Origin of the sequence: Cupriavidus basilensis (assembly GCF_029335485.1) — a bacterium.
Lineage (GTDB): Bacteria > Pseudomonadota > Gammaproteobacteria > Burkholderiales > Burkholderiaceae > Cupriavidus > Cupriavidus basilensis_E.
Genome location: NZ_JARJLM010000120.1, coordinates 1 through 8659 on the forward strand (window position 1 = coordinate 1; position 8659 = coordinate 8659).

At 65.6% G+C, this 8659-nt stretch carries 8 protein-coding genes; 7 read left to right on the forward strand and 1 reads right to left on the reverse strand.

From position 1 onward, the window contains the following. Positions 1 to 343: 343 nt before the first annotated feature. Both P3W85_RS06675 and cysM read left to right on the forward strand, forming a co-directional pair. A complete protein-coding gene (locus P3W85_RS06675; RefSeq protein WP_017228220.1) occupies positions 344 to 1660 on the forward strand; it encodes a solute carrier family 23 protein in 1317 nt (438 codons plus the stop codon). A gap of 102 nt (positions 1661 to 1762) precedes the next feature. Then, positions 1763 to 2665: a cysteine synthase CysM gene (gene cysM / locus P3W85_RS06680; RefSeq protein ID WP_035813465.1), complete on the forward strand. Its 903-nt coding sequence runs from the start codon at positions 1763 to 1765 to the stop codon at positions 2663 to 2665. A 104-nt stretch (positions 2666 to 2769) separates the two neighbouring features. Here cysM and mltB read toward each other — a convergent pair whose 3' ends face one another. Then, positions 2770 to 3876 carry a lytic murein transglycosylase B gene (gene mltB / locus P3W85_RS06685; RefSeq protein WP_276264198.1) on the reverse strand — a complete coding sequence of 369 codons (1107 nt, stop codon included), beginning with the start codon at positions 3874 to 3876 and terminating at the stop codon, positions 2770 to 2772. Between the two features lie 117 nt (positions 3877 to 3993). On the opposite strand from mltB, the gene P3W85_RS06690 reads away from it, so the two are divergent. From P3W85_RS06690 to P3W85_RS06710, 5 genes are all read left to right on the forward strand, one after another. After that, the gene (locus tag P3W85_RS06690; protein ID WP_276264199.1) at positions 3994 to 4917 is read left to right on the forward strand and encodes a histone deacetylase family protein; all 924 of its coding nucleotides are present in this window, start codon (positions 3994 to 3996) and stop codon (positions 4915 to 4917) included. A gap of 42 nt (positions 4918 to 4959) precedes the next feature. After that, positions 4960 to 5763 (forward strand): enoyl-CoA hydratase, encoded by an 804-nt coding sequence (locus tag P3W85_RS06695; RefSeq protein WP_276264200.1) that lies wholly within the window; start codon positions 4960 to 4962, stop codon positions 5761 to 5763. A 160-nt stretch (positions 5764 to 5923) separates the two neighbouring features. Next, positions 5924 to 6958, forward strand: coding sequence for a methionine ABC transporter ATP-binding protein (locus tag P3W85_RS06700; RefSeq protein WP_276264201.1), 1035 nt, complete (start codon positions 5924 to 5926; stop codon positions 6956 to 6958). After that, positions 6948 to 7601, forward strand: coding sequence for a methionine ABC transporter permease (locus tag P3W85_RS06705; protein WP_035813463.1), 654 nt, complete (start codon positions 6948 to 6950; stop codon positions 7599 to 7601). Before P3W85_RS06700 ends, P3W85_RS06705 begins: the two co-directional genes overlap by 11 nt. Before the next feature lie 61 nt (positions 7602 to 7662). Next, positions 7663 to 8460, forward strand: coding sequence for a MetQ/NlpA family ABC transporter substrate-binding protein (locus P3W85_RS06710; protein WP_017228227.1), 798 nt, complete (start codon positions 7663 to 7665; stop codon positions 8458 to 8460). Positions 8461 to 8659 lie beyond the last annotated feature (199 nt).

Here is an 8659-nt window from a genome sequence, read left to right on the forward strand (position 1 = left end):
CAAGGCGGATGCGAAGGCGGCGAAGCCGCCGGTCAAGGCCGCCCGCTAAGGCCGCCGCGCATCCTGCGGTGCGGCGCCCGCCGCGCCGATCCTCCGCCATCCCCCCATCGAAGCCCCGGCAGTGTCCGGGGCTTCCCGCAGGCTGCGCGTAGCCGGTGCACCAATACGGTTGCCCTGTGCTGGTATGGCTCGTGCTAGCCCTGTGTGGCTTCGCACGATTGCGGCCGCGCGGTATCATGCGGACGCCTCGCGGCCCAGGCCGGGTGCGTGGCCAACATAATCCAAATCGCGCCGGACCGGCCCGCAAGCGGGGTGGCCAGGCCAATAAAACGGGAGCTGGACGATGGGAAATAATGAGGACGCGGGATTCCTGCCCAAATGGCGGCTAAAGACCCACGGCGTGATTGCGCCCGATGAGCGTCTGCCTGCCGGCCAGACCCTCCTGGCGGGCATCCAGCACGTGGTGGCGATGTTCGGCTCGACCGCGATCGCCCCGATCCTGATGGGCTTCAATCCCAATATCGCCATTCTGTTTTCCGGTATCGGCACGCTGATCTTCTTCCTCTGCGTGCGCGGCAGGGTGCCCAGCTACCTGGGCTCCAGCTTTGCCTTCATCGCCGTGGTGATCGCCGCGACGGGCTATGCCGGCAGCGGGCCCAACCCCAATATCCCGGTGGCGCTGGGCGGCATCATCGCGGCCGGCGTGCTCTACCTGCTGATCGGGCTGGTGGTGCAGGCGGTGGGATACCGCTGGGTCGAGCGGCTGATGCCGCCGGTAGTGACCGGCGCCATCGTCGCGGCCATCGGCCTGAATCTCGCGCCGGTGGCGGTCAAGGCTGTGAGCGGCGCCGCGCTGGACACATGGGTGGGGCTGGCCACGGTCCTGGCCGTCGGCACGGTGGCGGTGCATGCACCGGGCATGCTGCGCCGCTTGCCGGTGCTGGTGGGCGGACTGTTCGGCTATGTGCTGTACTACGTTTGCACCAACGGGCTGGGCCTGGGCAAGGGCATCGATTTCTCCGGCGTGGCCGCGGCCAGCTGGTTTGGCATGCCGGTGTTCGCGGCGCCGGTGTTCCAGGCCAGCGCGATGCTCCTGATCGCGCCGGTGGCCATCGTGCTGGTGGCCGAGAACCTCGGGCATATCAAGGCCATCAGCGTGATGACGGGACGCAATCTCGACCCGTATATCGGCCGGGCCTTCATTGGCGACGGCATCGCCACCATCATTTCGGCCAGCGGCGGCGGCACGGGCGTGACCACCTATGCCGAGAACATGGGCGTCATGGCTGTCACCAAGATCTACTCCACGCTGATCTTCGTGGTGGCGGCCGCGGTGGCGCTGGTGCTTGGTTTCTCGCCCAAGTTCGGCGCGCTGATCCTGACCATCCCGGGTCCGGTGATCGGCGGCCTGACGATCGTCGTGTTCGGCCTGATCGCCGCCACCGCGGGCCGCATCTGGGTCCAGAACAAGGTCGATTTCTCCAATTCGCGCAACCTGATCACCGTCGGCGCCACACTGACCGTGGCGGCCGGCGACCTGACCCTGAAGCTGGGCGGCATGACGCTGGGTGGCATCGGTACCGCCACTTTCGGCGCCATCCTGCTCTACCACCTGCTGGGCAACAGCAGGGCCGAAGCCGAAGCCGAGGCGAAGGCCTGACGGCAACAGGCGGGCGGGCCTCGCAGGGGCTGCCCGGCATGCCGGCAACGCGGGTTTGACGACTGGATTACAATGTCCGCCGACATTGGAATCCCGCTCACCATGGCCTACAAGACGATTGAAGACACCATCGGCAACACGCCGCTGGTGCAACTGCAGCGCATCCCCGGCGCCGCCGGCACGCCGCGCGGCAATGTAATCCTCGGCAAGCTCGAGGGCAACAACCCGGCGGGCTCGGTCAAGGACCGTCCGGCGGTCTCGATGATCGCCCACGCGGAATCGCGCGGACGCATCAAGCCGGGCGACACGCTGATCGAAGCCACCTCGGGCAATACCGGTATCGCGCTGGCCATGGCGGCTGCCATTCGCGGCTACAAGATGGTGCTGATCATGCCGGAGGACCTGAGCATGGAGCGCCGCCAGAGCATGGCGGCCTATGGCGCCGAGATCATCCTGACGCCGGTCAAGGGCGGTATGGAATACGCGCGCGACCTCGCCGATTCCATGGAGCGCGACGGCCGCGGCGTCATCCTCGACCAGTTCGCCAACCCGGATAACCCGCTGGCGCACTACGAAACCACCGGGCCGGAAATCTGGCGCGACACGGAAGGACGGATCACGCACTTCGTGTCCGCCATGGGCACCACCGGCACCATTACCGGCGTGTCGCGCTACCTCAAGGAGCAGAGCGCCGCGGTCCAGGTGGTCGGCGCGCAGCCGGCGGAAGGCTCCCGCATTCCCGGCATTCGCAAGTGGCCGGAGGCGTACATGCCGAAGATCTACGATGCGAAGTACATCGACCGCACCGAGCCGGTAGGCCAGGGCGACGCCGAGCATATGGCGCGCCGCATGGCGCGCGAGGAAGGCATCTTCTGCGGGATCTCCGCTGCCGGCGCGCTATGCGTTGCGTTGCGCATCGCCGAGGAAGTGGAGAATGCCACCATCGTGTTCGTGGTGTGCGACCGGGGCGACCGCTATCTCTCGACCGGCGTGTTCCCGGCCTGACGCTGTCGCGCCGGATGCGTGCGTGTCGCACGCGCCAGGGAAAAAGCCTCGCATTGCGCGAGGCTTTTTCGTTTCAGGAGGATGGTGGGCCGTCTTTCGTGGGGTCAGCCCATCGCCGCCTTGACCGCTTCGCCCAGCTGGTAGACGGCCAGCGCATAGAAGAAGCTGCGGTTATAGCGCGTCAGCACGTAGAAGTTGCGCAAGCCGAGCATGTAGTCCGTGGTCTCGCCCGGCGTTGGCAGATCCACCAGCAGTACCCCGGTTTCGCCTTCGCGCGCCAGGTCGATCGGTTCGTCCACGCGCAGGCCTGCCTTGAGCAACTGGTTGAGCGTGCGTGTCGGCCAGGGTTCGCCATCTGCGGCAGCGGCGGCGACGCCGCGGCTGCCCTCGTCGGGGGCGATGCGCCATATCACCGGACGCCCTTGTTCCCAGCCATGCAGCTGCAGGAAGCGGCCAACGCTGCCGATGGCGTCGGTGGCGCTGCCGCGCAGGTCGATGTGGCCGTCGCCGTCATAGTCGATCGCGTATTCGCGCAGGCTGGTGGGCATGAACTGCGGAATCCCCACCGCGCCGGCGTAGGACCCCAGCACCGAGAACACATCGGTATTGGTGTCGCGGCACCAGAGCAGGTAATCGGCCAGCTGGTTGCGGAACAGCGTGGTGCGCGCTTCGCGGTTGGGCACGTCGGGATAGTCGAAGGCCAGCGTGGAGAGCGAGTCGATCACGCGGAAGGTGCCCATGTCGCGGCCATAGATGGTCTCGACACCGATGATGCCGACGATCACCGAAGCCGGCACGCCGAACTCGGCCTCCGCGCGGCGCAGCGCTTCGCGGTTCTGCTGCCAGAAGCGCACGCCCGCGTTGATGCGGATCGGCTCGATGAAGCGGGAGCGGTAGGTGCGCCAGCTTTTGCGTCCGGGCGTGGCGGGCGGCATGATCAGGCGTGCCACCGTGGCTGAATAGACGGCCTGGCCGAACCAGGCTTCCAGGGTCTGGCGGGGGAAGCCATAGCGCGTCACCATGTCGTCGATGAAGGCCCGGCTCTTGGGGTTGTCGCGATACCGGCCCGGCTCGATCTCTTCTTCGCGCACGCTCACGCGGCGCTTGCCGGCGGCAAGCAGGGCGGGGGAGATGCCGCACAAGCTCAATGCGGCAGCGGAAAGCGCGGCGCCCAGGAGCGGGCGGCGCAGGGAGCGCTGGGTGTCGGTCATGGTGTCCTTTGCAAGTCGCCCCGAGTATAGCGGATGGTGCCCATGCGGCAGCCCGCTGGGTGGCCGGCTCGGCATGTGCTAACGTAGCGATTGGAGACCACAAGACAGCCATAAGACATGCCGACAGGCTATTACACGCATCCCGAGTTCCTGCTGCATGAGATGGGGCATTTCCATCCGGAGTGCCCGGAGCGCCTGCAGGCCATAGAAGACCACCTGATCTCGCACGGCATGGATGGCCTGCTCGACCGGCGCGAGGCGCCTGCCGCCACCGCCGAGCAGATCGGGCGCGTGCACCGGCCCGAGTACATGGCCTCGCTGGCCGCCGCCAGTCCCGCCAGCGGCTACCACCCGATCGATCCCGACACCCTGATGAACCCGCACACGCTGTCTGCCGCCACCCATGCGGCGGGCGCCGCGGTGGCCGCCACCGATGCGGTGATGGCCGGCGAGTTCGAGAACGCCTTCTGCTGCGTGCGGCCGCCGGGCCACCATGCGGAGCCGGACCGGGCCATGGGCTTCTGCTTCTACAACAACGTGGCGGTCGCGGCGCGCCACGCGCTTGCCGCGCACGGCCTGGAACGCGTGGCCATCGTCGATTTCGACGTGCATCACGGCAATGGCACCGAGGCTGCCTTCCGCGGCGAGGAGAGGGTGCTGATGTGCAGCTTCTTCCAGCATCCGTTCTATCCCTACAGCGGCACCGAGCATATCGCCACCAATATGTCGAACATCCCGCTGCCGGCCTATACCAATGGCATGGCGGTGCGCGAGGTGGTGGAAACGATCTGGCTGCCGCGCCTCAACGAGTTCAAGCCGCAGATGCTGTTTATCTCGGCCGGCTTCGATGCCCATCGCGAGGACGACCTCGGCCAGATGGGGCTGGTCGAACAGGACTACGCCTGGATCACCGCCCAGCTGGTGGATGTCGCGCGGGCCCACGCGAAGGGGCGCATCGTGAGCTGCCTGGAGGGAGGCTATAACCCGAGCGCGCTCGCGCGCAGCGTGTTCGCGCACCTCAAGGTGCTGCTCGAGCGATAGAACGATGGAACGATCAAACGATCAAACGACAGGAGGCCGGCGATGGCTGAAACCGACAACAGGGCCGTCACGCAGCTGGTGAGCGAAAGCCTGGATGCGCCAGGCGTGCTGCGCTTGACGATGAACCGCCCCGAGGCGTTCAACGCCTTGTCCGAAGCGTTGCTGGATGCCTTGTCCGCGGCGTTTGTCCGCGTTGCGTCCGATGCGGCCGTCCGGGTGGTGGTGCTGGCCGCTGCCGGGCGTGCCTTCTGTGCCGGCCACGACCTGCGCGAGATGCGGGCCAGCCCCTCGCATGACTACTATCGCCGCCTGTTCGATCGCTGCACCCGCATGATGATGGCGATGCAGAAGATGCCGCAGCCGGTGATCGCCCGCGTGCAGGGCGTTGCGACTGCCGCCGGCTGCCAGCTGGTGGCCATGGCCGACCTCGCGGTGGCGGCCGACGACGCCCGTTTCGCGGTATCCGGTGTCAATCTGGGTTTGTTCTGCGCGACCCCCGGCGTGGCGCTGTCGCGCAACCTGTCGCGCAAGCAGGCGCTGGAGATGCTGCTGACCGGCGATATGATCGATGCAACGGAAGCCCGCAGCCGCGGGCTGGTCAACCGGGTGGTGCCCGCCGACGTCCTCGATGCCGAGGTGGCGCGCCTGGCGGCCAGCATCTGCGCCAAGCCGGCCGCCGCGGTAGCCGCCGGCAAGGGCCTGTTCTATCGCCAGCTGGAGATGGGCATCGAGGCGGCCTACCAGCTGGCCGGGCAGACCATGGCCTGCAATATGATGGATCCGGCAGCGCTGGAAGGCGTCCAGGCCTTTATCGACAAACGCCCGCCATCGTGGCGTGATGCATAATCGGCTTTTTGTGGGTTTATATGCCGTGGGCATATAAAGACATCGATAAAAAGTCGTTTCTGGTATGAAGCGGATCGCTTAAAATGCCCGCTTCGCCCAAAAAAATAAAATACGGCAACAGCGCTAGAGAGAGACTCGCCTGTTGCCGTTTTCTTTTCACATGATCGAACTGCAAGGTCTTTCGCAGCGCTTTCCCGGAGGGTCGGGGGAAGTGCATGCACTGCGGGACGTCAACCTGTCCATAGCGGCAGGTGAGGTCTTCGGCATCATCGGTCGCAGCGGTGCCGGCAAAAGCACGCTGGTGCGCGCCATCAACCTGCTCAACCGCCCCAGCGCCGGCCGCGTGATCGTGGCCGGCCAGGACCTGACCGTGCTCGACAATGGCGCGCTGCGCCAGGCGCGCCGCGACATCGGCATGATCTTCCAGCATTTCAACCTGCTGTCGTCGCGCACCGTTTTCGATAACGTGGCGCTGCCGCTGGAACTGGCCGGCAAGTCGAGAAGCGAGATTTCCGACACGGTGCTGCCGCTGCTGGAACTGGTTGGCCTGTCGGCGCTGAAGGACCGCTTTCCTTCCCAGATCAGCGGTGGGCAAAAGCAGCGCGTGGGCATTGCCCGGGCGCTGGCGAGCAAGCCCAAGGTGCTGCTGTCGGACGAGGCCACCTCGGCCCTCGATCCGGAAACCACCCGCTCCATCCTGGAACTGCTCAAGCAGATCAATCGCGAGCTGGGCCTGACCATCGTGATGATCACGCACCAGATGGAAGTGATCAAGCAGGTCTGCGACCGCGTGGCCGTGCTGGAAGCCGGCTGCGTGGTGGAAAGCGGCCGTGTGATCGACGTGTTCCTGCGCCCGCAGCATGAGGTCACGCGCGCCATGATCGGCGACGTGATCGCGCAGGAACTGCCGCCCAGCGTGCTCAAGCGCGTGGAAAGCCGCCTGGGCAACGGGCGCGACCATGTCTACCGCCTTGCCTTTACCGGCGAAGGCGTGGACCAGCCGGTGCTGGCCCAGGCGATCCGCCGCTACGGGCTGGATTTCAATATCCTGCACGGGCACATCGACGAGATCCAGGGCCAGGCCTTCGGTTCGCTGGCCATCATGGCCACCGGCGATCTGGCCGACGTGAAGGCGGCGATGGAATACCTGCAACAAGAGGGCGTAGTGGTGGAGGAGATCGAGCATGTGGTCTGAAATGTTTGACCTGTTCCTGACCTCGTTCAACGAGACGCTGCTGATGGTGGGCATCTCGGGCGTGGTCGGCGCCGCGTTCGGCGTGCCGCTGGGCGTGCTGCTGCACCTGACCAACCGCGGCGGCGTGCTGTCGCACCCGTTGTTCAACCGCACCATCGGCGTGGTGGTCAACGCCGTGCGCTCGATTCCCTTCATCATCCTGCTGGTGGTGGTGATTCCCTTCACCCGCTTTATCGTCGGCTCCTCGATCGGCACCACCGCGGCCGTGGTGCCGCTGACCATCGCCGCGATTCCGTTTATCGCGCGGCTGGTGGAAAGCGCGCTGCGCGAAGTCGACAAGGGCCTGGTCGAAGCCGCCCAGTCGATGGGCGCGACCACCGGCCAGATCGTGATGAAGGTGCTGTTGCCCGAAGCCATGCCCGGCATCGTGGCCGGCCTGACCATCACCTTCGTCAGCCTGGTGGGTTATTCGGCCATGGCCGGCGCCATCGGCGGCGGGGGCCTGGGCGATCTCGGCATCCGCTACGGCTACCAGCGCTACATCACCGAGGTCATGGTGGCGGTGGTGCTGATCCTGATCGTCTTCGTGCAGGCGGTACAGAGTTTCGGCGACTGGCTGGTGCGCCGCATCAGCCACAAGTAGGCCGGACGCCGCGCCGGTCTTAGATAGAGAATCAGAGAAATCGAGAGTCAAGGAAGTCAATATGCAACGTCGTAACCTGCTGCAATGGATTGTCGGCGCCGCCCTCGGCGCCACCCTGGCCACCGGTGCCGTGGCGCAGGAAAAGCCGATCAAGATCGGCGTCACCGGCGGCCCGCACGCCCAGATCATGGAGCAGGTGAAGAAGGTCGCCGCCAAGGATGGCCTGAACATCCAGGTGGTGGAATTCAGCGACTACATCCAGCCCAACGCCGCGCTGGCTTCGGGCGACCTGGATGCCAACAGCTACCAGCACCTGCCCTACCTGGAAGCGCAGATCAAGGACCGTGGCTACAAGTTCACCCACGTGGCCTTCACCGTGACCTTCCCGATGGGCGTGTATTCCAAGAAGATCAAGTCGCTCGACCAGCTCAAGGAAGGCGCCCGCGTGGGTGTGCCGAACGATCCCACCAACGGTGGCCGCGGCCTGTTGCTCTTGCAGAGCAAGGGTCTGATCAAGCTGCGCGCCGACGCCGGCCTCAAGGCCACGCCGCTGGACATCGTGGCCAACCCGAAGAAGATCAAGATCGTCGAGCTGGACGCCGCCCAGCTGCCGCGCTCGCTCGACGACCTCGACGCCGCCGCCATCAACGGCAACTATGCCGAGTCGGCAGGCCTGTCGCCCACCAAGGATGCGATTGCCATGGAAGGCCCCAAGGGTCCCTATGCCAACCTGATCGCCATCCGCGAAGCCGACCGCAACAAGCCCTGGGTGGCCAAGCTGGTCAAGGCCTACCACTCGCCGGAGATCAAGCAGTACGTGCAGAGCACCTTCAAGGATTCGGTGATTACCGCCTGGTAAGTTGAAAAAACCTTCGAAACCCGTGTGACGCAGGGCATCCTACGGCACAATGCGGTCAGGTTGACACGTTGCCGGGCTATGCCCGGCAATTCTTTGCCGATAAAATAGTACGACCGTTCGAAAAATAAGAGTGCCACCTGCCCGGTGGTTATAATGGCGGGCGAACCAAATTTCTGACTATCGACTATCAGTGGAGTGA